At 60.7% G+C, this 25897-nt stretch carries 24 protein-coding genes and 6 pseudogenes; 19 read left to right on the plus strand and 11 right to left on the minus strand.

Going from position 1 to position 25897, the window contains the following annotated elements:
• The 7 genes and pseudogenes from A8G00_RS06425 to A8G00_RS06450 form a co-directional block, all read left to right on the plus strand.
• A pseudogene (locus A8G00_RS06425) lies at positions 1-284 on the plus strand (transposase); the annotation flags it as partial.
• A 51-nt stretch (positions 285-335) separates the two neighbouring features.
• Positions 336-569: pseudogene (locus A8G00_RS06430) on the plus strand (transposase); the annotation flags it as partial.
• A 225-nt stretch (positions 570-794) separates the two neighbouring features.
• Complete coding sequence (locus tag A8G00_RS25055; protein ID WP_157035906.1) at positions 795-935, plus strand: hypothetical protein; 141 nt, start codon at positions 795-797, stop codon at positions 933-935.
• A gap of 84 nt (positions 936-1019) precedes the next feature.
• On the plus strand, positions 1020-1349 hold the full coding sequence (locus A8G00_RS06435; protein ID WP_046766339.1) for a transposase: 330 nt from the start codon (positions 1020-1022) through the stop codon (positions 1347-1349).
• Positions 1350-1411: 62 nt separating this feature from the next.
• Positions 1412-1603: pseudogene (gene tnpB, locus A8G00_RS25560) on the plus strand (IS66 family insertion sequence element accessory protein TnpB); the annotation flags it as partial.
• Positions 1604-1784: 181 nt separating this feature from the next.
• Positions 1785-2003, plus strand: a pseudogene (locus A8G00_RS06445) (transposase domain-containing protein); the annotation flags it as partial.
• Between the two features lie 43 nt (positions 2004-2046).
• Positions 2047-2199, plus strand: a pseudogene (locus A8G00_RS06450) (IS701 family transposase); the annotation flags it as partial.
• 260 nt (positions 2200-2459) lie between these two features.
• Here A8G00_RS06450 and istB read toward each other — a convergent pair.
• The 6 genes from istB to A8G00_RS06470 form a co-directional block, all read right to left on the minus strand.
• Positions 2460-3269, minus strand: coding sequence for an IS21-like element helper ATPase IstB (gene istB / locus A8G00_RS06455; protein ID WP_024018982.1), 810 nt, complete (start codon positions 3267-3269; stop codon positions 2460-2462).
• Complete coding sequence (gene istA, locus A8G00_RS06460) at positions 3269-4732, minus strand: IS21 family transposase (RefSeq protein ID WP_162833671.1); 1464 nt, start codon at positions 4730-4732, stop codon at positions 3269-3271. The genes istB and istA overlap by 1 nt, the downstream gene beginning before the upstream one ends.
• Positions 4733-4935: 203 nt before the next feature.
• Positions 4936-5088, minus strand: a complete 153-nt coding sequence (locus A8G00_RS25065; RefSeq protein ID WP_161942147.1) for a hypothetical protein — start codon at positions 5086-5088, stop codon at positions 4936-4938.
• Between the two features lie 209 nt (positions 5089-5297).
• Positions 5298-5876, minus strand: a complete 579-nt coding sequence (locus tag A8G00_RS06465) for a DUF4142 domain-containing protein (RefSeq protein WP_024018980.1) — start codon at positions 5874-5876, stop codon at positions 5298-5300.
• 37 nt (positions 5877-5913) lie between these two features.
• Positions 5914-6069 (minus strand): hypothetical protein, encoded by a 156-nt coding sequence (locus A8G00_RS25070; protein ID WP_172451803.1) that lies wholly within the window; start codon positions 6067-6069, stop codon positions 5914-5916.
• A gap of 315 nt (positions 6070-6384) precedes the next feature.
• Positions 6385-7221, minus strand: a complete 837-nt coding sequence (locus tag A8G00_RS06470; RefSeq protein WP_024018979.1) for an IS5 family transposase — start codon at positions 7219-7221, stop codon at positions 6385-6387.
• Positions 7222-8020: 799 nt separating this feature from the next.
• Between A8G00_RS06470 and A8G00_RS06475 the strand changes: the two are divergent.
• Positions 8021-8356, plus strand: a pseudogene (locus tag A8G00_RS06475) (transposase); the annotation flags it as partial.
• On the opposite strand, the gene A8G00_RS06480 reads toward A8G00_RS06475, so the two are convergent.
• The gene (locus tag A8G00_RS06480; protein ID WP_024018977.1) at positions 8333-9262 is read right to left on the minus strand and encodes a DMT family transporter; all 930 of its coding nucleotides are present in this window, start codon (positions 9260-9262) and stop codon (positions 8333-8335) included. The pseudogene A8G00_RS06475 and the gene A8G00_RS06480 sit on opposite strands and share 24 nt — an antisense overlap.
• Positions 9263-9342: 80 nt before the next feature.
• Here A8G00_RS06480 and A8G00_RS06485 point away from each other — a divergent pair, with 80 nt between their 5' ends.
• The 9 genes from A8G00_RS06485 (at position 9343) to A8G00_RS06525 (ending at position 19093) form a co-directional block, all read left to right on the plus strand.
• Positions 9343-10779, plus strand: a complete 1437-nt coding sequence (locus A8G00_RS06485) for an aromatic ring-hydroxylating dioxygenase subunit alpha (protein WP_253257933.1) — start codon at positions 9343-9345, stop codon at positions 10777-10779.
• 25 nt (positions 10780-10804) lie between these two features.
• Positions 10805-11329, plus strand: a complete 525-nt coding sequence (locus tag A8G00_RS06490; RefSeq protein WP_008827666.1) for an aromatic-ring-hydroxylating dioxygenase subunit beta — start codon at positions 10805-10807, stop codon at positions 11327-11329.
• Positions 11330-11371: 42 nt separating this feature from the next.
• A complete protein-coding gene (locus A8G00_RS06495; protein ID WP_024018976.1) occupies positions 11372-12469 on the plus strand; it encodes an NAD(P)-dependent alcohol dehydrogenase in 1098 nt (365 codons plus the stop codon).
• 72 nt (positions 12470-12541) lie between these two features.
• Positions 12542-15208 (plus strand): pyruvate, phosphate dikinase, encoded by a 2667-nt coding sequence (gene ppdK, locus A8G00_RS06500; RefSeq protein WP_008827668.1) that lies wholly within the window; start codon positions 12542-12544, stop codon positions 15206-15208.
• A gap of 52 nt (positions 15209-15260) precedes the next feature.
• A complete protein-coding gene (locus A8G00_RS06505) occupies positions 15261-16223 on the plus strand; it encodes a dihydrodipicolinate synthase family protein (protein WP_008827669.1) in 963 nt (320 codons plus the stop codon).
• Positions 16224-16248: 25 nt separating this feature from the next.
• On the plus strand, positions 16249-17262 hold the full coding sequence (locus tag A8G00_RS06510) for a ketopantoate reductase family protein (RefSeq protein WP_024018975.1): 1014 nt from the start codon (positions 16249-16251) through the stop codon (positions 17260-17262).
• 13 nt (positions 17263-17275) lie between these two features.
• Positions 17276-18343 (plus strand): tartrate dehydrogenase, encoded by a 1068-nt coding sequence (locus A8G00_RS06515; RefSeq protein WP_008828091.1) that lies wholly within the window; start codon positions 17276-17278, stop codon positions 18341-18343.
• Between the two features lie 44 nt (positions 18344-18387).
• Positions 18388-18672 carry a DUF1330 domain-containing protein gene (locus A8G00_RS06520; RefSeq protein WP_008828092.1) on the plus strand — a complete coding sequence of 95 codons (285 nt, stop codon included), beginning with the start codon at positions 18388-18390 and terminating at the stop codon, positions 18670-18672.
• 10 nt (positions 18673-18682) lie between these two features.
• The gene (locus A8G00_RS06525) at positions 18683-19093 is read left to right on the plus strand and encodes a BphX family protein (RefSeq protein ID WP_008828093.1); all 411 of its coding nucleotides are present in this window, start codon (positions 18683-18685) and stop codon (positions 19091-19093) included.
• Here the strand turns inward: A8G00_RS06525 and A8G00_RS06530 are convergent, their stop codons facing one another.
• The 3 genes from A8G00_RS06530 to A8G00_RS06540 all read right to left on the minus strand — a co-directional run bounded on the left by A8G00_RS06530 (position 19094) and on the right by A8G00_RS06540 (position 22342).
• Positions 19094-20026 (minus strand): 2-dehydropantoate 2-reductase, encoded by a 933-nt coding sequence (locus A8G00_RS06530; protein WP_008828094.1) that lies wholly within the window; start codon positions 20024-20026, stop codon positions 19094-19096.
• Positions 20027-20030: 4 nt separating this feature from the next.
• Positions 20031-21350, minus strand: coding sequence for an LLM class flavin-dependent oxidoreductase (locus A8G00_RS06535; RefSeq protein WP_008828095.1), 1320 nt, complete (start codon positions 21348-21350; stop codon positions 20031-20033).
• Between the two features lie 62 nt (positions 21351-21412).
• Positions 21413-22342 carry a fatty acid desaturase gene (locus tag A8G00_RS06540; protein ID WP_008828096.1) on the minus strand — a complete coding sequence of 310 codons (930 nt, stop codon included), beginning with the start codon at positions 22340-22342 and terminating at the stop codon, positions 21413-21415.
• 194 nt (positions 22343-22536) lie between these two features.
• On the opposite strand from A8G00_RS06540, the gene A8G00_RS06545 reads away from it, so the two are divergent.
• Together A8G00_RS06545 and A8G00_RS06550 are read left to right on the plus strand one after the other, a co-directional pair.
• Positions 22537-23388: an IclR family transcriptional regulator gene (locus tag A8G00_RS06545; RefSeq protein ID WP_008828097.1), complete on the plus strand. Its 852-nt coding sequence runs from the start codon at positions 22537-22539 to the stop codon at positions 23386-23388.
• 100 nt (positions 23389-23488) lie between these two features.
• Complete coding sequence (locus A8G00_RS06550; protein WP_253257934.1) at positions 23489-24721, plus strand: multidrug effflux MFS transporter; 1233 nt, start codon at positions 23489-23491, stop codon at positions 24719-24721.
• 9 nt (positions 24722-24730) lie between these two features.
• Here the strand turns inward: A8G00_RS06550 and A8G00_RS06555 are convergent, their stop codons facing one another.
• Positions 24731-25897 carry a CaiB/BaiF CoA-transferase family protein gene (locus A8G00_RS06555; protein WP_024018973.1) on the minus strand — a complete coding sequence of 389 codons (1167 nt, stop codon included), beginning with the start codon at positions 25895-25897 and terminating at the stop codon, positions 24731-24733.

A 25897-nucleotide genomic window follows, 5' to 3' on the forward strand; every position in this document is an offset into this window, starting at 1 on the left:
GCGTTGCGGCATCGGCCAATCTTTTCCTGGATGGTTTGTTGGGTGAGAAACGGCGCAAAACAGGATGGATGCGTGCAGAGGCGGCCGGAGATCCTGAGCCCTGGCGACAGCGGGCCATTCTGGGTCGCGGACGCTGGGACGCGGATGCGCTGCGTGACATCGTGCGTGACTATGTCGTGGAAAACCTTGCCACAGCTGACGCGGTCCTGGTCATCAATGAGACCGGCTTTCTCAAGCAGGGCAAGTCCTCCTGCGGTGTCGCTCGTCAATACACGGTGAGTAGCCCCTAGATTTCTGGACGCCTTCTATCCTAATTTTGAGGACAGGAGACGACGATGGGGAAGCCCAATTTCAGCGATGAGTTCAAGCGTGATGCGGTGGCCCAGATCACCGAGCGCGGGTATCCGGTAGCGGAGGTTTCCGAGCGGCTCGGCGTCAGCCAGCATTCGCTGTACGCATGGAAGCGGCAACTGGCGAAGGTGGTGTCTGGCGATGCCGGCAAGGATGCCGAGATCCGTCAGTTGAAGCGCGAGTTGGCCCGGGTGACCGAGGAGCGCGATATACTAAAAAACGATCGCGGGTTTGGCCCGCCTGTTCGCGGTAGAAACGGGCCGTGGTATGATGGCAGGCGGAGGGTCGCGGCCGTTAGCTTATTGGTGGTGTGATACCCCGTTAAAAAACGTGGCCCGTGGGCATTTGCGTACTTGAGAGTGGTGGCGCCGTCCTCGGCGACCCCGGTTAGGAAGATGACGGTTTGCATCGCCCATACCCTCCAGTTGTGATGGAGGAATGGAGTGAACAAATCAAAATCGGGCGGCATTGACGCTCTACCCATGCTGTCGCCTGGCGCGGCAGCCATTGATATCGGTTCGACCATGCACATGGCGGCGGTCAATCCCGATGTCGATGATCGCCCGGTCGTATCGCTCCGGTGAGGGCCGCCTTGCGGTGATCGGCTGATATTTCGAGATGGTACCGGTGCAAGCGCCGGTGTTTGCACCGATACTAAGGACGGTGCGATGAGTCAGATCACGGTAATTTCGGGGCCGGAGCGGCGACGTGTATGGACCGACCAGCAGAAGCGCACACTCGTCGCGGCGGTTTCGGCGCCCGGTGCTAACGTGGCGGAGATTGCCCGCCGTGCCGATCTGCGGCCGAACCAGATCTACAGATGGCGGCGGCAGATGGGGCAGGCAGCCCAAGGCTTTGCAGAAGTGCAGGTGCAGCCCGATCCGATGCCAGTGACCGGATCGGCGATCACTGTGGAGTTCGAGCGGGCGATCGTGCGGATAACTGCTGGCGCCTCGCCGGGGCTGGTGTCGGCAGTACTGCGGTCGGTCAAGCCGTGATCCCAGTCCCCTCCGGCGTTCGGATATGGATTGCAACGGGGCACACGGACATGCGGCGCGGCATGCGCAGCCTGGCCCTGCAGGTGCAGCAGAGCTTCGGATGTGATCCCTTCGCCGGGGATCTCTACATTTTCAGGGGACGCCGCGGCGACCTCTGCAAGATCATCTGGCATGATGGTGTCGGCATGTCGCTTTATGCCAAGCGTCTCGAGCGCGGGAAGTACATCTGGCCTTCGGCCGTGGACGGGGTGATTGCCATCTCCCCTTCGCAGATGGCCTGCATGTTGGAGGCTATCGACTGGCGTAACCCCAGGCGGATTGATGGCGTTGAGCTTACAGCATTCGATGAGCGTAGCGATCACCGCCCAGTTGTCGCCGCCCTCATCGGAGCCGGCGAAAAGGGCATTCTTACGGTTATGCATACATTTCCATAACCGTAAAAACTGGTTATTCGCCGGTTCAAAGGCAGGCGGTGATCGCGCTGCCGCCATCTACTCCGTCATCGAGACCGCCAAGCTCAATGGCCTCGATCCGCAAGCCTATATCGCGGATGTCATCGCCAGGATCGCAGGCAACTGGCCCGCTGCCCGCTGGGATGAACTCATCCCATGTAACTGGCGGCCAGATCAGCAGCAGATCGCCAACGCCGCCTGAGCCGCGGTCTTCTCGCCACGCTCACAAGGAGATCGCCCATACTCCTGCTCCCGATGCATGGCAGCGCCTCTCCGCGGGCGAAGGCACCAAAGGCGCACGGCTTCATGACTGGGCCTATTGCGAACTCGCCGATCTCGACGCCGACGAATATGATGAGACCAAATCGGGTCTTTGGACCCGCGGCCTGCTGATCCGCCACACTGTAGGGCGACATTTACGGAGGCCGGTTGGCGTCAATTATGATGGCCGGTAAGCGGCCGCACCGAGTGGTGGGATTTGGGTATCACGCGAGCCTTGTAGTGGCAACGGGCCTTGGGCAACCGGATGTTGGTAATTGTCGCTGGCGCCGGTGGTGAAGGCAGCTGTGGCATTGCGGGAGTAATTGACGGTGGCGACAATTACCTGGTGTCGCAATGCCTTATGCGGAATGCTCCCTGGACGCGAGGTTGGCGACAATTACGATGGCCGGTCCGATGCCGGGCCGGTTGGGTGATTATTGGCTGGTTCGATGCGACTGATGGCGGAGCGTTTTCGGTAGCTCTCGCCGTTCATCTCGATGATGGTTGAGTGGTGAACGAGGCGGTCGATGGCGGCGACACTCATGGCGGGATCTGGAAAAACGTTGTCCCAAGCGGAAAATGGCTGGTTGGCGGTGATCGCGATCGAATGGCGCTCGTAGCGATGGGCGATGAGCTCGAACAGGGCGCTGGTCTCGACCTGATCCTTGCGGACATAGGACAGATCGTCGAGCACGATGAGGTCGTACTTGTCGAGTTTGTCGAGCATGGAGGGCAGACTGAGATCGCGGCGCGCAGCCTGAAGTTTCTGGACCATATCGGTGGTGGAGCAGAACAGGACCCGGCGCCCAGTATCGATAAGCGTATGGCTGATCGCCGAGATGGCGTGCGTCTTGCCGGTGCCCGACTGTCCGAAGAACAACAGGTTGCCCCCATTGTCGATCCAACCATCGCCTGTTGCGAGCGAGAGCAGATGGGGTTTGCGCACACCAGGGGCAGCGTCGAAATCGAAGGTGGCGAAGGTCTTGCCTGCTGACAGGCCGGACTGGTCCCGATGCCGCTGGATACGCCGCGTGGTGCGTTCGGCCATCTCGATCTCGAGAAGCGAGGCGAGCAGTTGAACAGCAGGCCATCCATCCCGATCGGCGGTATCGGTAAGCCGCTTCCAGTTGCGGTTGATGCTGGGCAGGCGCAGGGCCTTGAGCATGGTGGGCAGCACGGCTGCGGCTTGATCCTTGGTCCGGGTCATCAGCGCAACTCCATGCTGGTAAGCAGGCTGTTATATCCGCGCGGATCCGGTGGTGGGATCGTCACCTCGTGCCTGGCTCGAAGGGTCGGAAGAAACTCCTGCCTGAGCGCGGTGACATCGGGGAGACGACCAGCATCGAGTGCCGCGTCGATGCGCAGAGCCAGCGCGTCGACACAATCTCCTCTTGCCGCGATATCGAGCAGGGCGACGGTGTCACGGCAGGCTTGGTGGGCATCAAGCTGGTCGTCGAAGGCTTGCCATGCCCGCCTGTAGGCGTGGGCGGGGAACAGGGCGTCGCGGTATACCAGGTTCCGCAATGCCCCGGGCTTGCGCCTCAGGTTGGCGATCATGTGGCGAAAATCGATCTGGTGGCCTCTTTGGGGATGCGGCATACGGACCCGTGGGGTGGTCATCACCTTGTCGGGGCCGAGGAATAGATCGATGCGGTCATCGAAGAGATGGGCGTGCAGCCGACGACCGACCAGGCGGGAGGGGACCGAATAGATGACCCTGTCGATAGGAACGGTGCCGTTACGGCTGACATCAACCGCGATCATGGCAAAGTCTGTGGTGCGGTGTGCTGGCAGGCGTCCCAGCAGGCGGCGTTCCTCGTCGACGAGCCTGGCCTTGCGGCGGTTCTGCTTGGCGACTTCGGCTTCTACAAAATCGCGCCAGGCGCCGAGGCTGTCGAAGTCCCGGCTGCCCCGGCGACGCAGGGCTTGGTCGAGGCGTCGCTTGAGATGGCCATGAGGGCCTTCGATCGAGCCGTTCTCGTGGGCCTCGCCGCGGTTGTTGCGGGTCGCGATCATGCCGTAATGACGGCAAAGGTCGTCGTAGCTGCGGGTGAAATCCCGCTGCGCATCGGCGTCGAGGTTCTTGTAGGCAGCGGACAGGGAATCGCTGCGGTGCTCGACCGGGACGCCGCCCAGCTTCCACAGCGCATCCTGCAGATGCTCGGACAGGGCGGCAAAGCTCTCGCCCCCCAGTACGACAGCGGCATGCTCCCAGCCACTGCAGGCCAGGCGGAAATGATAGAGCCGGTGGGCGAAAGGCTCGCCGGTGATGGTGACCTTCAGGTCGTCGCAGACCGTGAAATCCGATAGGCCCTGCCGCCCGCTCTCGTGGCGCTGCGGGAAGAATATCTCCTTCTCCTCGCCATGCAGCGCCCGCCAGCGGGCAATCCGACGTTCGAGCGTGCGCCTGATCCTGTCGGGAACGGCCTCTTCGCCAAACTCGTCCTGTAGCGTCTCGAAGATGGTGACGGCGAGAATGCCGTCGATCTTGAGCAACTCCTCGATACGGGGCCAGAAAGGCTCAAGAGGATCGGCGCGGGTGCGCCAATGGCGTCCCTGCTTCTTCTGGGAAGGCAAGCGCGGATCGTTCTCGATCCGGCGTGCGCTACGCTCGCTAATACCGGCCTTGGCGGCCGCAACGGACTGGGTGTGATGGCGACGTTCAACCATGAAAAGAAATACCTGCTGATCGGAAAGGTGGTGGCCCGGCATCGCAACCCATCGCTTCAATGTTCGATGAGTGTTCCGATACCACCGCTCGCCGCAGCCCGATCCGCACTCCCGCCCAGGGGAGAAAAGATCGCCATCGGTTGTCTGGCCTGCTCTCCGGTCGGGGCTCCGCCCCTCCCTGCGATCAGGCCAGACAACCGATCCTACCGGCCATCATAGTTGCCGCTGAACCGGCCATCGTAAATGTCGCCGCGCAGCCACACCATCAGCGATGGTGACCTTGCGGGCGTGTCGGGGAGCGCAATCGTCGGCAGAAGCTCTCCTCGCTCACCGAAGAGGGACGTGCTCTCGCGCAAGCGCTTTTCGAAGATCTCAGGCCCAACCTGGCGAATGCTTACTGGGGCAGCAAACGTATCGGCCGTTACGGCTGCTGACAGTGATGGAGCATCTCTGCTGGCCGGATCAGGCGAGCAATGCCGCCGGCTACAACCGCAGCATCAATGGCAGTAAACAGGTGCCGGACCAGGTCTGGGGGGCTGCGTCGACCTGGCCCGGCGGGTATCACCTATCCTGCAAGCCCGGTGGGGGTCAGCGACTTGCCGGTGGCGAGCTCGTTCTCCAGCACCGGGACCGCGGTACCGGCGACCTGCTGCAGCGCCGGGTCGGTTCCGTCCTGTGCGTAACCCTTATGCACCGCCCAGGTATCCTGCTGAACCTGCGCCGACTGGGTGAGATAGAGGTTGTCGAAAGCGCTCTTCGGCGCCTTCTGGAGCAGCTTGAGGAGGGCAGCGCGGTCGGCGGAAAGGGTCGAGGACGGCGCCTTGATCGTGCGCTGATCGTTCTTCAACGCCGCCAGCAGCGCTTTGTGGCTACTTTGCGTCTCTGCCAGAACGCGCTTCGCATAGGCCTTGACGTCATCACGCTGCGCGCGCGTCGCGGCGAGCTGCGACGCCTTGATCTGGTAAAGATTGGCGTCGGCCGCGGCGAGCACGTAGTTGGGTCCACTCTGGCTTGCGATCGGCGAGACGCCGATGTCGGCGCTGGTCATCGTTCCCGAAGTCGCCGGCGAAACAGCCTGAGCCAACACCGGAACTGGCGCCAGGGTAAGCAGCGCGGCAAATATCGCAATCTTCATCGAAATCATCCGTTGGTTTTGTTAGACATTGACCAAGATCAACGGCTCAAACGATAAGGAAACGGAACGGTTCCCTTTTTGGGTCTAATCTGGGTAAATCGGCCCGGCGCGTGACGGCGGGGGGCAGACCTTTGTCGGCGATCGGCCGCCTGATCCGCAGCGCCAGCAGCTCAGCGACATGACGCGCACCCAGCTCGGACATGGTCGCATTCTTTTCGCCATACCCGTTATCGCTGACTATCCTCGACCATGACAAGCTTCTCTCAAAGATCGCTCGTGCGGTCGATAATAAGCGGGTAGGTAATTTAGTTGTTCGCGCGCATATCACTGATGTCCGACCGGGCCAGTTGAGTGCGTCAGGTCAAGGCGTTTACCTGCTGGTATGGGGCGGGTAGACAGCGACAATCGAACTCGCGACAGACTAATTGCCGCGCGAACCTTGCACTGTGAGGATTTGACATCCAAGGCAGCGGTACCACGGTGAGCGTCGGGATTAAGAGCCGGATTCGGAAGTTTCTCAATTCTGACAAAGCCTTGCGGTTCTGCGCGTGAGCATGCGGATTGAGGCGACGAGGGCCCAAGCGGTGGACGAGGCTATGGATCGCTCCCAGTCTTTTGCGAGCCGACGACAGCGCCCGAGCCAGGCAAAAGTCCGTTCGACCACCCATCTGCGGGGCAGCACCTGAAAGCCTTTCGCCTTGTCCGATCGCTTGATGATTTCGATCGTCCATTTGCCCATGCCAACCAAGGCGGATCGTAGCTTATCGCCTGCGTAACCGCCATCGGCAAAGATGTGTCGCAGCCAGGGAAACCGTTTGCGAATGGCTGCCAGCACATCGACGGCCCCATCTCGGTCCTGAATATCGGCGGCATGTACGAGGATGAAGATGAGGAAGCCGCAGGTGTCCGTCAGGATATGTCGCTTCCGGCCTTTCACCTTTTTGCCCGCGTCATAGCCCGAGATTCCGCCACTTTCGGTGGTCTTGACCGATTGGCTGTCGATCACTCCGGCGCTGGGCGAAGCTTCACGCCCTTCGATTTCCCGCAGGTTCATGACCAGCACCGTGTTGATCGCGTCGAACAGACCGGCATCGCGCCAGGCATAGAAATAGCGCCGCACCGTCGATACCGGAGGAAAGCACTTCGGCAGAAGCCGCCACGCCCACCCGCTTGCCGCGATGTACAGCATCGCGTTCAGAACCTCGCGCATGTCGGTAGTCCGGCGTCGGCCACCTCGCCTCGCCGGTGGAACGAAAGGTGCTGCCAGCACCCACTCCGTGTCCGTCATATCCGATGGATATCGCAAACCTTCCCGACTATGCTCACGCCGGGCAATACCAGTCCATGCCACCATCCACTCCTTCTTGTCGCAAAGAGGCGTGAATCACAACATGCTGGTATTGCTCAACAACTTTCGGATCGGGCTCTGAAATATGCTTTGATATCAGCATAGCCAATTGCGGTCCTCTCGATGCAATTAGCGGCGGCGGTTCTTATCGCGTGCCTCCGGCGCCGGAGGCACGCAGCCGATTTCATTGTCCATCGATCCCCCGTCTTGATCAGATCTGCGACGAGCTGGCGCGACGCCTCCCCAATCGTTCCTACCATTCGCGCGCTCTCGCCCCGATCGCGCGCGGTCTTCATGGCCCCGTCGCCAATCGCCTGAGCAGGCGCAAGGCGGGGACCCGGCGGCACTCGACCCTTGGCTATCTCAGCCCCATAGATTTCGAACGGGAAGCTGGCGTAGCCTGGTTGAACCTATCTCGGTGTCCGCCAAACCGGCAGCCCGCTCGGTAGCAGTAGTCGTCACCGGCGAAGCGTCGAGCGATCCCGCTGAGACGGGAGCCGCGGGCGTGGTGAAGCTCCTCGATCAGCTCGCCGGATACGCCAGGGTAATAGACGCGCCTGCTCCGCGACGCGTCCGCTCATCGCGCGGTTCGCGCGTGTACTTCTCTGTAATGACTTCAACGCCGCCGACGCCGCCATGAAGGCGCGGCTTGGAAGCGACGTGCCAACGCCTTCAGTTTTAGTCCCAAGGAGATCGTCCGGTTCATCAAATCTCGGCCTAATTCCAGCCACGCGCTGGACGAGGCGAATGGGCGCGCTGTCTGGCCGCAAGCCCTGGCCGGACACTCGCCTTGCTGGTCCATAGCGCTGAGGTGCAGGATCGCGATGGCGCTGTGCCGCTGCTCAAGCAATCGCGCCAGCGCCACCCTTGCGTTGAACATATCTTCGCCGACAGCGCCTACAACAGCGATCGCGTCCGCAACGCTACCGCCATGACCGTCGAAATCGTCCGGAAATTCGCCGATCAGACCGGCTTCGTCGTCCATCCAAGGCGATGGGTCGTCGAGCGGAACTTCGCATGGAGCAATCGAAACCGACGCCTCGCCAAGGACTTTGAGCGAACCATAAATTCCGCGACTGCTCTGCTATACGCCGCAGCAGCCAGGGCCTCATTGACCTTATGTCTTGACCCGACGCGATAAGAGGATTGATGCAACCACCAACAGCGAACCGATTAGGTGGTATTTTGCGAACCGTTCTCCAAGCAGAGGTACGGCCATCAGGACCCCGAGCACCGATGGCAGGTTCATGTAGACCCCCGCGCGGCCCGAGCCGACCAAGGCGACCGCGCGATTGAACAGCGCGTAGGACAGCAGCGAAGGAAATATCCCGATATAGAGCAGCGATGCGAGCGCAGCAGGTGAAGCCACGGTCAGGCCAGCCCACCAGAGGTGCCAGGCATAGGGCACACTCAAAGCCGCGATCCCGACCCCGAACAGGACAGCCAGCAAACTGAGGTGGTGCATCGCCGGTGCGCGGCGCAGGAAGGTGGCATAGGCGGAATAGAGAAAAACCGCAATGATGGCGAGCAGATCGCCTCGGTTCAGCGCATCCCAGCGCAGATAGTCGGGATGCCCCTTGGTCATGATCCACGCGATTCCGGTGATCGAAAGGAGTGCGCAAACGAGGAGGATCGGGCGCACCCTCTCCCGAAACAGCACAACTGGCATGAGCAGGGTCATCACCGGCATGGTCGATTGCAACAGAAGATTGTTGGTCGCGGTGGTGAACTGCAGGCTTTGATAGACGAGAAAAGAAAACAGCCCCACCCCTACAGCCCCGAGGAGCCCAAGGAACCGCCAGCCGCCAACAATGGCGGGCAGGTCGTCGCGGAGGTGCCGCCAAGCGAAAGGGAGCACGAAGACCAGCGCCACCACCCACCGCCAGAACGCCAGAGTCACAGGTGAGAGCAAGTCCTTGGCCGCCCGCCCGACGATCGGATTCAGGGCCCAAAAGAACGAGGCCAGACACAGCAATAGGGCTGGTGATTGCCAGAGCCTGGACCCAAGACCAAGGATGCTGGACGTGTTGCTATCGGCATCTTGCAACCTAACATTCTCCCCACAAACGCCCCTTGAGAATCGTCCTTGCGCCAACGGTAGGTTTTGCATATGGTGCATCGCGTTGCATGTATAGCACGAATCGACTATGCGGCACTCGTAACAAAAAGCATGGGAGCGATGCGATGAATGGATCGTCGGCACTCGTCGATAACGCCGGTGCGAGCCAGTCTCGCCGGGTGTTCTGGGATCAAGATGTCTATCAGCTGGAGCTGGAGCGAATATTCTCGCGATGCTGGCTCATGCTCGGGCATGATTCGCTAGTTCCCAAACCGGGCGACTTCATTACGACGTACATGGCAGAAGACCGTGTCATCTTGTCGCGGCAGCCGGACGGTTCGCTGAAGGCGTTCATCAATTCCTGCACGCACCGCGGCAACCAGATCTGTCATGCTGACAGCGGCAGCGCCAAGGCGTTCGTGTGCAATTATCATGGTTGGGTTTTCGGTCAGGATGGTTCGCTCGTCGATGTTCCGATGGAAGAGCGGTGCTATCACAGCGATCTCGACAAATCCAAGCTAGGGCTCGCGCCGATCCGGGTCGAAACTTACAAGGGCTTCATCTTCGGCTGCCATGATCCCGAAGCGCCATCGCTTGAGGACTATCTGGGGGACTTCTGCTGGTACCTCGATACGATCTGGGACGGTCCGGACGGTGGTCTGGAACTGGTCGGGCCGCCGTTGAAAAGCACCCTCGCCTGCAATTGGAAAGTCCCGACCGAGAACTTCGTCGGCGATGGGTATCACGTGGGCTGGACGCATGCCGCCGCTCTCCAGATGATCGGGGGCGAGCTGGCTGGCCTGTCGGGCAATCGCGCCGACATGCCGTTTGACGACCTTGGTCTGCAATTCACCATGCGGCATGGCCACGGGTTTGGCCTGATCGATAATGCGGCGACTGCGATCCACGTCAAGCGCGACGGGTACGTCAAATATCTCGAGCAGACGCGGGGCGGAATTCGCGAAAAATTCGGGCCGGAGCGCGAACGGCTCTATGTCGGTCACTGGAATACGTCGATCTTCCCCAACTGTTCGTTCCTCTACGGAACCAACACCTTCAAGATCTGGCATCCGCGCGGGCCGCATGAAATCGAGGTCTGGACCTATACCATGGTGCCGAAGAATGCCGACACCGAAACTAAGCGGTCGATCCAGCGCGAAGCGATCCGTTCATTTGGTACGGCGGGAACGCTCGAAAGCGACGATGGCGAAAACATGTCGTCGGCCACCTACAACAACAACGGTATCATCACCCGAAAGGGGCGGATGAATTCGAGCATGGGCAAGGACCGCGAAGGGCCGCACCCCGTCTATCCAGGAATTGTCGGGGTCAGCTTCATCGGCGAAACCTCGTATCGAGGCTTTTATCGTTTCTGGCAAGAAATTCTCGATGCGCCAGATTGGGCCGCCATCCGGGCCAATGACGATACCTGGGATGCAATGTGGACCAACCGTAATTTCTGGCCTGAACGTCTGTCGGCGAAGCAAGCCGAGCCGCAAGACTGATCCCGACAGCAATCTGGACCGCAAGATGACCGAAACACGCAAGCCCGTAGGCATGGAACTGCATCATGCCATCGTCAGTCACTATTCCGCCGAGGTGCGGATGTTGCAAAACCAGCAATATCGCCAATGGTTCGATACTGTAATCGCCGAAGATATCCATTACTGGATGCCAGTTTACGAACAGCGGTTTGCACGTGACCGCCGCCCGGATCCAACCCCGGGGGATGCCGCAATCTACAACGATGACTATGCCGAGCTGCAGCAGCGGGTCGACCGGTTGCTGACGGGCCAGGTATGGATGGAAGATCCGCCATCACGAATCCGCTATTTCGTTACCAATGTCGAAGCATTCGAAATTGCACCGTTTGAATTCGAGGTGTTCTCCAATGTTCTGGTGCACCGCAATCGCCGACAGAGCGAAGTTTACGTGCACACGCTGGGACGCGAAGACAAGCTGCGGAAAACAGACAGCGGCTTCAAGGTATTCAGCAGGAAGCTGAATATCGACGCGCGCGTCGTGCAGGACAAGAATCTCTATTTCTTCGCATAAGCAAATTCGATCAAATAGAAATCAGGAAACGGGAGAGAAATAATGGACGCATACGCGGCAATTATTGAGCGTCAGGGTGGTGAATTCGTTCTGGATAACGTCTCAATCGAGGATCCGCGCGACGGCGAAGTGCTGGTCAAGGTTGCTGCAGCTGGCATGTGTCATACCGACCTGACGGTTCGCGATCAATATTACCCGACGCCGCTGCCGGCGGTGCTGGGCCATGAAGGTTCGGGCGTTGTCGAAAAGGTCGGACGCGGCGTGACCACTGTCAAGCCAGGCGACAAGGTCGTGCTCTCCTTCAGCTATTGCGGCACCTGTCCATCGTGCCTCAAGGGGCATCAGGCCTACTGTCCGAGCCTGTTCCCGCTCAATTTCATGGGCCGCCGCCTGGATGGTTCGACGCCGATTACCCGCCACGGCCAAGAGGTCAACGCCTGCTTCTTCGGGCAATCCTCGTTCGCGACCTATTCGATCGCGTCGGAAAACAACTGCGTCAAGGTTGCCGACGACGCACAGATCGAACTTTTGGGCCCACTGGGCTGCGGCATCCAGACCGGGGCGGGCAGCATCCTCAATGCGCTTTGTCCCGAACCTGGCTCCTCGATCGCGATCTTCGGGGCCGGGTCGGTGGGCCTCAGCGCAGTGATGGCCGCCAAGGCCTCGGGCTGCCTCAAGATCATCGCGGTTGACCGCAACGCAGGCCGCTTGGAACTGGCGCGTGAACTGGGCGCCACCGATGTGATCGACGCCAACACGGTCAACGCTCAGGAAGCGATCGTCGCGATGACCGGTGGCGGCGCCGACTATGCCATGGATACTACCGCCATTCCAGCGGTGCTGCGCTCGGCGGTGGACAGCACGCACAACATGGGTGAAACCGCAGTGGTCGGCGGGGCGCAGCTGGGCACCGAATTTTCGCTAGACATGAACAACATGCTGTTTGGCCGCAAGTTGCGTGGCGTAGTCGAAGGATCGAGCACCCCGCAGGTCTTCATCCCGCAACTGATTGCGATGCAGAAGGCCGGGCTGTTCCCGTTCGAGAAGCTCTGCACCTTCTATGATCTCGACCAGATCAACCAGGCCGTCGAGGATACCGAAAAGACCGGCAAGGCGATCAAGGCCATTCTCAAAATGTAGATCGCTTCTGGGGCGGCGCACCAATCGAATTGCGCCGCCTTGGACCTGCACCTGAACCTCAGGAATTTAACAATGTCGAGTGTGTTTCCCTTCGGTTCCGGCGTTCTGGTCGCAGGTCAGATTGACCTCGACAAGCGCGTCCTGGGCGGGAAGGGGGCCAACCTCGCCGAGATGGCGCGGATCGGGCTGCCCGTCCCGCCTGGATTCACGATCTCCGCCGGCGAATGCCTCGCTTATCTTGACCACGGCAGAGCTTCACTTGATCGCATCCGCGATGAGGTTTCGGCTGCTTTGGGGCTGGTCGAACGGGCGACGGGCAAGACGTTCGGCAATCCTCGCGATCCCCTGCTGGTCTCGGTGCGTTCGGGAGCGCGGGTATCCATGCCGGGGATGATGGACACGATCCTCAACCTTGGCATCAATGATGCGACCGTCACCGGCCTGGGCCAGTCCTCCGGGGATGAGCGGTTCGCGCTCGACAGTTATCGCCGCTTCATCCAGATGTATTCCAGTGTCGTGCTCGAAATCGAGCATGGCGTATTCGAGGCAGCCCTTGACCGCATCAAGGAAGATCGCGGCGTCGATGAGGATATCGATCTTCGAGTGGACGATCTGCGCGGCCTGATCGCGACCTTCAAGGATCTCGTGCTTGCCCATCACGGCGCGGCCTTTCCTCAGGATGTACATGAACAACTCTGGACGGCAATCGAGGCGGTGTTCCTCTCATGGGACTCACCGCGAGCCAAGGTCTACCGGCGCCTGAACGATATCCCCGGAGATTGGGGCACGGCGGTTAACGTCCAGGCCATGGTGTTCGGAAATCTTGGCGAGACCAGCGCTACCGGTGTCGCCTTTACCCGCAACCCTGCAACCGGCGAGAAGGCCTACTACGGCGAATGGCTGGCCAACGCCCAGGGTGAGGATGTTGTCGCCGGCATCCGCACGCCCCAGTATCTGACCAGGGCTGCCCGCGAAGCCGCAGGTGCGCGGCTTCCCTCAATGCAGGAAGCGATGCCGAAGGCCTATGCTCAACTTGCTGAGGTGTTCGAACTGCTGGAGCGCCACTATCGCGACATGCAGGACATCGAATTCACAGTCGAACGCGGCAGGCTCTACCTCCTTCAGACCCGTTCGGGCAAGCGCACTGCCATGGCCGCGCTCAAGATTGCCGTCGACATGGTCGAAGAGAGCCTGGTCGACGAAGTGACCGCGCTGCTCCGCCTCGACCCGGCCTCGCTCGACCAGTTGCTTCACCCCTCGCTCGATCCGAATGCGCCGCGGGTGCTGCTCGGAAAGGGTTTGCCTGCCTCGCCCGGGGCAGCCTCGGGGGGTGTGGTATTCGATGCGGAAACAGCGGAACGGTGGGCCGAATTTGGAGAGAAGGTCATCCTCGTCAGGCATGAGACGTCGCCTGACGACATCCATGGCATGCACGTCGCAACCGGCATTCTGACGGCGCGCGGCGGCATGACCAGCCACGCGGCCGTGGTCGCGCGGGGTATGGGCCGGCCATGCGTGGCGGGCACCGCCAGTCTCAAGATCGACCCGGTCGCGCGGGTCGCCGAGATCGGCGGCCAGCGGCTCGAAGAGGGCGCATTCATTACGATCGACGGTTCGACCGGCGAAGTGTTCCTGGGCGAACTACCGACAATCCAGCCCAAACTTTCGGGCGATTTCGCAACGGTGATGGCATGGGCTGACAAGCATCGCCGCCTGAAGGTTCGGACCAACGCGGAAACCCCGCTCGATTGCGAAATGGCCCGCCGGTTCGGGGCCGAAGGGGTCGGGCTTTGCCGAACCGAGCACATGTTCTTCGATGAAAGTCGGATCCTCGCTATGCGGCAGATGATCCTGGCCGACAGCGAAAAGGAACGACGCTCCGCGCTCGACCAGCTTTTGCCCGAACAGCGCGCCGACTTCCGACGAATCTTCGAGATCATGGAAGGCTTGCCAGTCACCATCCGCCTCCTCGATCCGCCGCTGCACGAGTTTCTGCCGCATACGGATAGCGAGTTCACCGAGCTTTCGCGGGCGATGGGTATTGACGTGGAGCAGGTTCGGAATCGCGCAATCGAATTGGCGGAAACCAACCCCATGCTGGGGCATCGAGGCTGCCGACTTGGCGTGGTCTATCCCGAAATATACGAAATCCAGGCTCGCGCGATTTTCGAGGCTGCGCTCGAAGTCGCGGGCGAGGCGGGCATGGCGGTCTGTCCCGAAATCATGATCCCGCTGGTCGGATTGCCGCGTGAACTCGAATCACTGAAGGATACCCTGTACAGGGTAGCTGAAGTCGTGTTCGCCGAAAAAGGCGAGCGGATCGCCTTTAGCGTTGGCACCATGATCGAGCTGCCGCGGGCAGCCCTGGTTGCCGACGAAATCGCTGCAAGCGGGGAATTCTTCTCGTTCGGAACCAATGATCTGACCCAGACTACGCTGGGCATCAGCCGCGACGATGCGGCGCGTTTCCTGGGTGCTTATGTGGAAAAAGGCATTATCGCCAAGGACCCGTTCGTCACTCTCGATATCGAAGGGGTCGGCAAGCTGATCGAAATGGCATCGCGCAAAGGGCGCGAAACTCGGCCCGACCTTAAACTGGGGATCTGCGGCGAGCACGGCGGCGATCCGGCCACGATCGCTTTCTGTGAGGAGATCGGGTTGGACTATGTCAGCGCATCGCCTTTCCGGGTGCCGATTGCCCGACTGGCTGCGGCCCAGGCGGCGCTGGCGCCTTCATGAACGGCAGATGCAAGCTGAAATTCTGAACCAAATCGAGATGAGGTGCACATCAATGGAATATGATCGTAAGGACGCCAAGGCTTGGGCTACGAAGACCGTCAGGGGCTTCTATCAGTGTCCGATTACCCCGATGACCGCCGATTACAAGTTCGATGTGGACGGTATCCGCTACAACATCGATAAATATGTCGAAATGGGCGTAGATGGCTTGGCCGTCGGCGGGTTCATCTCCGAATGTTGGAACGTCTCAGCGTCAGACTGGTTTCGCTATCACGAGATCGTCGCCGAGGCGAATGCCGGGCGGCTCGATCTGTGGACCATCGTGCTCGATCCCAGCGTCTATACCGCGATCGAGAAGATGCAGTTCGTCGAGAAGCTCGGGTATAACGGGGCTGAGGTGATCAACCCGGTTGTGCAGCTCAAGCGCGACGACGAAATCTATGCCTGGTTCAAGTTCCTGACCGACAACACCGATCTGGCCGTCTGCCTCTACCGGACCCCGGTTTCGGGAACCGTGCTGAGCTGGGACCTGATGCGCCGCCTGGCCGATATCGATACCGTGATCGGCGTCAAACAAGGTGCCATGAGCCGTGCCGAGACAATCAAAATCCGCCAGCTAATGCCCGAAGGCTTCAACACGATGGAGCCATTCGAATACTTCTTCCTCGACGATCTGCGTCTTGGCGGCACCGTTTGCTGGGGTGAATTGTCTTACATGCTGTACGGCAAGAAGCGCCATTTCGCCAAGGAATACATCCGCCTGGCGCATGAAGGAAAATGGGAGGAAGCGCGGGCCGCTTCCGATCAGCTCAGCGAAGTCCGCGAATTCTATCACGACAACTTCCTGTGGGATATCGCCCGCACCGCGACCTATGCCAGCGCACTTGCCAATGTGAAGGCCTGGTACGAAGCGATTGGCCTCAAGGCTGGCCCGATCCTGCCGCCGGTGGCTGATGTGACGCCGGAAAAGAAAGAGCAGATCAGGGCCAAGCTGGTCGAACTGGGCATTGCCTGAGCCGAACCAACGGGAATCCCAAAGCATGTCCAAGCAATTGCATTTCTGTTTCCACGGTGCCGGCGGGCTAGGCTCGGTCATCGGCGGATTCCTGGCGCGCGGCGGCCACAAGGTCACGCTGATTGCGCGCAAGCCCCATGTCGAGGCGATCCGCCGGGATGGCCTGAGTATTTCGGGTGTGCGGGCGCAATTCGTCCAGCGCGAAAACCTCTTCGCGGTCGAAACGCCCGAGGAGGTTGAAGGCGACATCGACTATTACATCCTGCTGACCAAGGCCAAGGGTACCGATCAGGCGCTGGCCGATGCGCAGGTGTTGGTCGATCGCACCGCTTGCGCGCTGACTTTGCAGAACGGCGTGGGCAAGGAAGGCAAACTCCAGGCCGCGTTTGGCAAGGACAAGGTGATCGGCGGCTCGATCATGGACGGGGCGACCCTGCTCGAACCGGGCAAGGCGCTCAATCACATGGCGGTTCCCGTCACCGCCTATTTCGGCGAGCTGGAAGGCGGGGAGAGCGAGCGCACGCGGATCATGGCCGTAGCGCTCGACGCTGCGGGCATGGGTTCGCGCTCAACTCCCGATATCGTCCATGTCCATTGGGAAAAAGTGGTTCAGGTCGGTGGAGCATCGTCGTGGAGCGCCAGTACGCTGGGCGCGCTTCCAAAGCTCGATTTTGTGGATGGTGTGGCGGTTCGCGAAGGCGCCGAACACTATGTCCACGTCGTCAAGGATCTGCTGGCGATCTACAAGGCACTTGGCTACGAACCGCAGAACTATTTCGCGCCTGTATCCAGATTGGTCGAGATTGACCGTGAAAGCTTTGAAGAGGCAGTGTACGGTGTCATGGCGATGGGCACCAGATTCAAGCCGGAAAACCGTCCCGTCCGCACCTCGATGCATGACGATCTCGTGGCGGGCCGGCGGATGGAAGTTGACGAGGTCCTGGGGCCGCTCGCGGCGGCAGCGGAGCAACTGCAGGTTCCTGCGCCAGCCTTTCTCAGCGCTTATCGGGTGCTCAAGACTTTGAACAGCTATCTGTAGGGAAAGATTGACCATGAGGCGTTATTCCATCGCCAGCATTCCGGGAGATGGAATTGGCCGCGAAGTGGTGCCTGCCGCAATCGCGGTGCTGACGGCGGCAGCGGCCAAGTGCGGTTTCGTGCTCGAATTCCGGCACTTCGACTGGAGCTGCCAGACCTACCTCAAAACCGGCAAGATGATGCCCGATGATGGGCTAGACCGGTTGCGCGATCATGATGCGGTGTTCCTCGGCGCGGTCGGCTTTCCCGGGGTACCCGATCATATCTCGCTGTGGGGGCTGCTGTTGCCGATCCGGCGCGAGTTCGAGCAGTACGTCAATCTGCGTCCGGTGCGGCTGCTGCCGGGCATCGCTTCGCCCCTGCGCGACAAGGCTCGCGGCGACATCGATTTCTGGGTGGTGCGCGAAAACTCGGAAGGCGAATATTCCCAGATCGGCGGTCGGACCGGAACTGGCGAGAACGAAATCGTCGTCCAGCAGGCGATCTTCACCCGCCGGGGCACCGACCGCATCTTGCGCTATGCCTTCGACTTCGCTCGGCGGAGCGGGCGCAGGCATGTGACCAGCGCGACGAAGTCCAATGGACTCTATCATTCGATGCCGTTCTGGGACGAGCGCTTTGCCGCGATCGGCGCCGAATACCCCGATGTTGCCGCCGATCAGTATCATGTCGATATTCTCGCCGCACGCTTTGTGATGTCGCCCGAACGGTTCAATGTGGTGGTTGGTTCGAATCTTTTTGGTGATATCCTTTCCGATCTGGGGCCGGGAATCACTGGCACCATCGCTGTGGCTCCTTCTGCTAACCTCAACCCCGAACGGCGGTTCCCTTCGATGTTCGAGCCGGTCCACGGGTCTGCCCCGGACATCGCCGGGCAGGGCATCGCCAATCCGATCGGCCAGATTTGGTCGGGTGCAATGATGCTGGAGCATCTCGGCGAAACCGAGCCCGCCGCGCTGGTGATGCGCGCACTCGAAACGGCGCTCATTGCGCCCGATATCGCGAGGACCCCCGATCTTGGCGGAAACGGGACAACTGCGGGATTTGCGCAAGCTGTTCGCAACACCTTGCTGGGGCTCTAGCGGGAAAGCTGGCGGTCCCGGCGCTGACCAAAGGAAACGGAGTGATGGCTGCCTATTTCATCGGATCGATCAAATCGCACGACGAAACCTGGGTGGCAGGCTATATGGCCGCAGTTCCGGCGCTGGTCGGACGCCACGGCGGGGAAATGGTCTGCCGTTCGCACGAGTTCGTCCGTTATGAGGGCGAGGGAGCCGCACCTGACTATGTCGTGGTGATCCGGTTTCCTTCGATGGAGGCGATCGACGCCTTCATGAACGATCCGGACTATGCGCCGCACAAGGATGCGCGCATCGCCTGCGCCACATCGGATATCTTCGCGATCGCCTGAGGAGGCCGCCATGAAGGTTCTGCGCACTTACCTGATCGCCGTGGGGATCTGGTATCTCTGCAATCTCGTGCTGCTCTGGCCGCCGGTCTATGCGGGGGCCCTGCGGCTGATCTACCCCGGTATTGCGCTGGGGCAGGGGACGCCGTCTTTCGGCCTGCTGCTTGATGCCTGGTTGATCGTTGGCATCCAACTGGCAGCAATCGGCCTCGTGGCGTTGTGGGGCGCGCGCGATCCGTTGCGCTACTGGGCGCTGGTTCCGGTGATCGTGCTGACCGAACTCGTCGGCTCCGCCTGGGACATCTATAGCGTCGTTTGGAGCGGCGAAGCCTTGTGGGTCGGCTTGACGACCTTGGCCGCGCATGCTGTGATCATGGCGGGTGCATGGTTTGCCAGGCGCGCGATGGAGCGGGATATCGTCTGATCAATCAGGTTGAAGCCCGCGGGCGCGCAGCCGCGCGAGGATTTCGTCTGTGGCCGGGCAGGGCAGGTCGGCCTGTCGCGCGAAGCGGGGTATGGCCCCACTGAGGTGGACGAATTCCGACGGTCTGCCCGCTTCGAGATCGCGCTGCAGCGAACTGGTGACGTCGGGTGGAAAGCGGCCGATGAAGTCCAGCTTCTCGTATATGCAATCGGGCGGCAATTCGATGCCCAACGCCGCTGCGATCCGTTCGACCTCGGCCATGGCCTCGCGCAAAAGCGCGCTGGCCTGGGGATGGCCCAGCACCTGACCGACCTTCAGGCCGAACGCCGGGGCCACCGCGCCGATCGTCGCGGCCATCAGGAACTTGTCCCACAACGCTGGGCGCATGTCGCCTGTCAGAGTGGTGGGGACCCCAGCGGCAATAAGGTCGCCCGCAAGGATTGCCGAGGCCTGTCCGGCAGCCGGGTCGGTTGCGCGATCGGCGACCGGGCCGGCCAGCAGCGTGGCGGGGACGCCGGTGTGGCGCACGATCCCGTCTTCCAGCTCGAAGAAGCCGTGCATGCGTGCGCCAAGCACGACAGCGCGGGGCAGGGCGGCCTGGGCGATGCCGGGTGCTTCGACCCCATTCTGCACCGTCAGCAGCGTGAAGCGGCTTCCGCGCAGTGGTTCGAGCAGGGCAAGCGCCGATTCGATCTGAAACGTCTTGGTTGCCAGGATGGCATGATCCGGCGGCGTTGCGGGATCGCATGCTGCGGACACCGGCACACGCACTTGCCGCTCGGCCCCGCCTTCGGACAGCAGCACGCCCGTGTTTCGCAAGGCCTCGAGCCGCGCTCCTCGGGCGATCAGCAGAACTTCATGCCCGGCGTTGTGCAACCGCGTGCTCAGGAAACTGCCGATTGCCCCGGCGCCGATGATGACAAACCGGCTCACCGCATCAGGCGAAGAAGCGGTTGTCCGGGCGCGGCAGGCCTAGATGGTCGCGCAGCGTTTCGCCTTCGTATTCGGTGCGGAACAGGCCGCGCGCCTGCAGTTCGGGCACAACCTTGCCGGCAAAGTCTTCCAGGCCTTCCGGCAGGTAAGGGAACATGGTGGTAAAACCGTCGCAAGCGCCTTGCTCAAGCCAATGCTGCATCTCGTCGGCGATGGTCTTGGCGGTGCCGACAAAAGCCAAACCGCCATAGCTGCCGGCCTTCGCGGCGAGCTGGCGGATCGTCAGGCTCTCAGCTCTGGCCAATTCGATCATGAACCGCCGCGAACTTTTGCTGGCGTTGGATTCGGGGATGTCGGGCAGGGGGCCATCGGGATCGAAGCCCGATACGTCGTGACCCAGCATGCCGGACAGTGAATGGATGCCGCTGTCGTAGTGGACCAGGCTGTCCAGTTTCGCGCGCTTCGCGTGGGCTTCCTCGACGGTGTCTCCAACAACCAGGAATACGGCCGGCATGATCTTGATGTGATCGGGATTGCGTCCTACCGTCGCCGCCCGCCCTTTGACGTCGTCGTAATAGGCTTTGCTGCCTTCCAGCGTCGATTCCGCAGCAAATACGGCTTCGGCGGTTTCGGCAGCGAGCTGGCGGCCCGGGTCCGAGGCACCGGCCTGGAAGATGACCGGCCAGCCTTGAACCGGACGGGCGATGTTAAGCGGCCCGGTGACCGAGAAATGCTCGCCCTTGTGGTTCAGCGCACGCATCCGGGCGGGGTCGAAATAGATGCCCTTTGCTGCGTCCATAACGAAGGCATCGTCGGCGAAACTGTCCCACAGCCCGGTCACAACGTCATGAAACTCGCGGGCGCGGTGATAGCGCGCGGCGTGATCTGGCTGGGTCTCCAGGCCGAAGTTGCGGCTGCTGTCCGGATTCGAAGTGGTCACCACGTTCCAGCCGGTCCGCCCGCCGCTGATGTGATCGAGAGAGGCAAAGCGGCGCGCGACATGGAACGGCTCGTCGTAAGTGGTCGAGGCCGTTGCGACGAGGCCGATTCGCTCAGTCACCCCGGCCAGTGCGGAAAGCAACGTGAATGGCTCGAACGAGGTCACAGTGTGGCTGCGCATCAGCGCCTGGCGTGGCAGGTTGAGCACGCCGAGGTGATCAGCCATGAAGAAATAATCGAACTTGGCAGCTTCAAGGCTGCGGATGAAGCGCTGGATCGCTGCCAGGCTGAAGTTCGCGTCGGGTAAGGCACCTGGATACCGCCAGGCTCCGGTGTGGATGCTGACCGGGCGCATGAACGCGCCAAGGTGAAGTTGCTTGGCCATCAGTGCGTTTCCCGGTCTGGAGGTACGGCCGGACCATACCGAACGGTCCGGCCGTTATTTCGTTAGGCAGGCCTTGCCTTGCCTTGCGCCTGGTCGAGTTCCCGGCGAACCGCAAAGTGGTCGTCATAGTTCTCGGGCTTCAGGGCGAAGGCTTTCTGGCGCGGGATGCGGTTGGCGTTGATTTCATCGTACTTGAGGTAATAGGCCTTGTGCATCCGGTAGAACGGGATTTCAGGCCAGAGGTGGTGGATCAGGTGGTAATTCTGATAAACCAGCAGCGGGTTGAGCAACCATTCCCAGCCGAACCGCATGGTTGTCGCCATGTAAGGGTCTTCGTCTTGCGCGATGATCGCGGGATGATGTGGCAGGATGACGAAGACGATGGCGATGATGAACAGCGTGATCCGTGACGGCACGAACCACAGCATGAACAGTTCCCAGCCGAAGCCGAAGTAAATTGCCGCAACGAACAGCAGCGCGAGGAGCGAATAGAAGACAAGCAGTTCGGTGCCATGTTTCTTGCGCACGTTCTGACCATATTTGACGAAATACCAGATGTAGGCACCATCGAAGAAGGTCCAGCGGAATGGAACCTGCCACCAGGGCGATTCATGCTCGAACCGGTCGGGGTCTTTGGGTCCATTGGTATGCGTGTGGTGCTTGTTGTGGACCCAGCGGAGCAGGACCATCGGGGCATAGGGAAAGAGGAAGAACAAGCCGATCGCGCCGATCGATTCGTTGATCCAGCCAACGCTCGACAGCGACTTGTGCGAGGCGTCGTGGATCACGCTGAAAAGCAGATAGGTGACGAGGCCGTTTGAGATCGCACCGACCCAAAGCGGAAGCATAGCGTTCAGCGCCAGGTACCAGGTCGTTGCGATCCCTGCCATGGAAACGACAAACAAGAGAGCTGTCGGCAGGGCGAGAACGGGCGCCTTTCGCAACTCTTCGAAATGCTCTTCGGACGATCTGGGAAACGCGATTGCAGCCATTACCCGACTTCCTTTCCTCTCACTGGTTTTTAAGCGCCTGGTTGGGTTGACGCTCGGCCTCTTTGTCGCAATTGACTCAGATCATCCCCTTGCACGCGTTTGCACCTTACACTATTCGTTGGACAATATGCAACCCCTTTCCCATAATGCAAGGGGCTTTGGGGCCGGGGAGTGGCTGGTGAAGGGGAATACCGATGAACGCACGCAAGGCTAGCCAGCTTACAGCTAAAGGTGATGAAATCGAACATCAGGCTAACGAGCGCTTGCCTCCCGAAGATTTGAGCGCGAATGATTCGCCGCGCAAGGCTATCCAGTCCGTGGAAATTGGTGTTCGCGTCCTCAGGGCCTTGATGGATTGCCCAAGGGATGGCGCACATCTGCGTGAAGTTGCCGAGAAATCGGGTCTGTCACGCAGCCAGGCACACCGTTACCTGCTGGCTTTTGTCAATACAGGCGTGGTCGAGCAGAATGTCCAGAATGGCCGCTATGCACTAGGTGAGTTTTCAGTTCGTATTGGCATGGCCGCGCTGGCGCGGGTGGAGCCGGTACGGATCGCTGGCGATAATCTGGCGAGCGTGCTGGAAGAACTGCAAACGACAGGGTTGCTGGCGGTCTGGGGTAATTACGGGCCATCGGTGATTCGCTGGATCGATGGCGGTCTGCCCCTGTTTACCAGTTTGCACGTCGGCTCTGTTTTGCCATTGCAGGCTTCGTCGACTGGCATCCTGTATTTGACCCATTGTTCACGAACTTTGACCCAGCCCGTCATCGAGCAAGAGCGCGCCAGCGGGCTGGTGGTTTCCGACGACGAACTGGAAAGGCAGATAGTCCAAGCGCGCGAGCTGGGATACGCGACCACACAGGGTACGGTTGTGCCTGGTCTCTCTGCCTTGAGTGTACCTGTGTTTGATTCCGCGAACAGGCTTGTTGCGACGATGAGCGTTCTCTCGCGAGTTCAGGACAAGCATTTTTATTCGAAGACGAAGATCGAAAAGATCCTTTCGGCGGCCATAGCAGCGAGTCGTGCGATCGGCTGGCAAGGATAGCTCCTGCGGCTTTACATCAGAAGTGGACGGGCCTCCATATTGGTGGACCGGCTTCATGGCGGGGGCGCTGCCAGGCCCGACCATCCGGAAGGTATGAACGTTGTCGCTGTCCGATAAAGAGCCAATCGGCAAACGGGAGTTCATCGCCATGATGGCGATGATCCAGGCATTGCAGTCACTTGGGTTTACAACGTTGCTTCCGGCTTTGGGTGCCATGGCAACCGATCTGGGAGCAAGCGGTTCAAACCAGCGGCAATGGGTCATCGGCACCTTCCTGATCTGCTCGGGCCTGTTTTCGCTCGTCCCGGGGACGATCTCCGACCGGCTTGGGAGGAGGCCGGTCCTGCTGGTTTGCATGGTTCTGTTCGCCCTGATCAATCTGCTTTGTGCTTTCGTGGCTGACTTTTCGGTCCTGCTGGCGGCCCGCGCGCTGCTTGGCTGTGCCTCTTCCGCCCTGACCGTCCTTCCTCTGGCGATCGTTCGCGACCGCTATCAGGGCGAAGACATGGCCAAGCTGCAGGCCTTTGTCGCGATGCTGTTTATGGCAGTCCCGACCCTCGCCCCAAGTTTGGGTTATGTGATCTTTACAGCGCTCGGCTGGCGTGCCGTCTTCATCGTCATCGGGGTGCTGTCGATGGGAGTGTCAGCTTGGTATTTCTTCCGCATGGAAGAAACGCTGCCGCTTTCCCGGCGGCAGTCTCATGGTGCGAGTGAATTGTTCGGCAACATCCGCCTCGTTCTGACAAATCGCCGGTCGATCGGTTACGTCATTGGCATGGCCCTGATTTTCGGCGCTCACTTCGGCTTCATCAACAGCTCGCAGCAATTGATCGGCGAACATTTCGGGGCCGGTGGGGCCTATTCGGTAATCTTTGGCTTGATGGCGGGCTCGATGATGCTGGCCAGCATTGCCAATTCCGCTATCGTACACCGTTTCGGCATCCGAGGGATCGGCCATGCCGCCATCCTGTGCCATTTCCTTGTGTCGATCGGCCAGATCTATGTGGCATCCCGACCGGGCGAAACCCTGCTTCAGTTCGTGCTTCTGACATCCGCGAACATGTGCTTGCTGATCACGGTCTTCATCAATTTCACTGCGATTTCCCTGCAGCCATTCGGCAAGGTGGCCGGGGCCGCGGCCTCTGTTCAGACGTTCTTCCGTTTGGTGCTTGGCGCGGGGCTGGGCGCACTGATCGGGCAGGCCTACAATGGTTCCCCGCTGCCTCTGGCCTGTTCGTTCTTCGGGGTGGCGAGCGTGACCATCGTGCTTGTACTGTTCAGCGAAGGCTGGCGATTGTTCGGGGGACCTATACCGGTTCAGGCTGCGAACTGACTGCGCCGCCTATTCGTCTCCGACCGACTCGGGACTTCCCGGCGCGGCCAGATCCGAAACCATTCGCACCCCGTCGATCACGATCGGGCTGGCGACGCCTTTGCGCCCTCCGGCCATTGCGGCGAGGCCCCTGGCGATGACCTGTGGATCGGCGAACACTTCGTCGAGTTCGTTGATTGGTCCGGCTGGCACGCCAACCTCTTCAAGCGCGTCGAACAGCGCTTGTCGGTTCCACTGGGCCGTGCGCCCCTCGACCGTTGTGACCAGTTCCGCCCGGTTCGAGAGACGGGCAGGATTTGTGGCGAAGCGTGGGTCTTCATGCAGTGAACACCGCAAAACGCGGCACAAGCTGGCGAACTGGCCGTCGTTGCCGGCCGCAATCACCAAGGGCCCGTCAAGCGTGGGGAAGGCTTGATAGGGTGCCAGATTGGCGTGACCGTTGCCGAACCGGCGCGGCACATTACCCGATGTCATCCAGTTCATCGCCTGATTGGCCATGACAGTCACCTGGGTGTCGAGCAGTGCCATGTCGATGTGGGCGCCGCTGCCGGTGCGGTCCCGGCGGTTGAGCGAAGCGAGGATCGCCACCGTGCTGTACATGCCCGTGAACAGATCGGCCACGGCGATGCCCGCCTTCTGCGGTTCGCCATCGGGTTCGCCGGTCATCGACATCATGCCGCCCATGGCCTGGGCGATGAAATCGTAGCCTGCGCGGTGGGCGTATGGCCCGGTTTGTCCGAACCCTGTGATCGAGCAGGTGATCAGGCGCGGATTCAGTGCGGAAAGCGCGGCATGGTCAAGCCCGTACTTCGACAGCCCGCCGACCTTGTAGTTCTCGATCACGATATCTGCGCCGCTTGCCAGATCGCGAATGATGGCCTGGCCCTCCGCGCTGGCGATGTCGATTGCGAAAGACCGCTTGCCGCGATTGGTCGAATGGAAATAAGCCGCTCCCAAATTGGTGCCATCTTCTGCTGTCACGAACGGCGGCCCCCAATGCCGCGTATCGTCTCCTACGCGGGGCCGTTCGATCTTGATCACTTCGGCGCCAAGGTCCGCCAGCAGCTGTCCGCACCATGGGCCAGCCAGGATGCGGGCTAATTCAAGCACCCGGACGCCATCAAGCGGTTTGACCGGGTCACTGGAACGAGGCGTCTGCCAAGCCGGTTTTGCCAT

It is taken from the genome of Sphingobium sp. SA916, from assembly GCF_002894065.1.
In the GTDB taxonomy this organism is placed as follows: Bacteria; Pseudomonadota; Alphaproteobacteria; order Sphingomonadales; family Sphingomonadaceae; genus Sphingobium; species Sphingobium fuliginis.